General features: G+C 43.9%; 2 protein-coding genes. Both read left to right on the top strand.

The features are described from left to right. Positions 1–3 precede the first annotated feature (3 nt). Entirely contained in the window at positions 4–174 is a 171-nt protein-coding gene (locus AW165_RS20315) for a nucleoid-associated protein (RefSeq protein ID WP_416202408.1), read from the top strand. Further along, complete coding sequence (locus AW165_RS18390) at positions 171–398, top strand: hypothetical protein (RefSeq protein ID WP_060466682.1); 228 nt, start codon at positions 171–173, stop codon at positions 396–398. Before AW165_RS20315 ends, AW165_RS18390 begins: the two co-directional genes overlap by 4 nt. Positions 399–667 lie beyond the last annotated feature (269 nt).

Raw genomic sequence — 667 nt, 5'->3', positions numbered from 1 at the left:
CTTGTGAAAATTGCAGGTAACGGTGGTGGTGTCTCGATGTCGTTCGATGCGCAGCTGCTGAACGAACGCGTATTCTACGATGTGGAAACTGACACGTTAACGATTAAGGGTACGCCACCAGCCATGCGTGATTTGATGGTTCGCAAGGCTAAATCTATAGGGGCAGCATCATGACTACAACAGCAGATAGTTTAATTAATACTAGCGTTGCAGACGCTAGAGTAACGCTAGATTGCATGTTACTTAGCAATCCGGAACGAGTAAAAGAGTTAGCTGAGCAGGCATTGAGTCAGCTCCCTGAACCAAGGGCTGGAATTCAAAATTGTCACATGACTCGCATTGCCATGCTTCGCACCATGGTTCGACGCGCAAACAAATTACTCGCAAAGAGTAAATAACCCCACTCAGTAAATAACACATTAAATACAGCGAGCAGAGCCACACGGCTTCACTGCTTTGGTTTCGCTCGCTTTAAACATCGTTAAAACATTATTTAAACCGGATTTAAGGAATTAAAAATGATTAGTAAAGATACCTTGTCAGACATGTTTGATAGCTCGGTTCGAGTGTCCAGAATCATACATTTACGCAGTATGTTTGCTGATACTCCAGAGAATGGCGTATGGCGTCTGTTCGAAGATTCGTTCGACGAAATTGCAGAGGCTAT

Origin of the sequence: Acinetobacter sp. LMB-5 (assembly GCF_001541635.1) — a bacterium.
Taxonomy (GTDB): Bacteria; Pseudomonadota; Gammaproteobacteria; order Pseudomonadales; family Moraxellaceae; genus Acinetobacter; species Acinetobacter pittii.
This window is presented reverse-complemented; position numbering and strand designations above follow the sequence as displayed.

Excerpts from the sequence above, each read along its gene's own strand:
- AW165_RS18390 (WP_060466682.1), top strand. The coding sequence starts at position 171 with ATGACTACAACAGCAGATAGTTTAATTAATACTAGCGTTGCAGACGCT.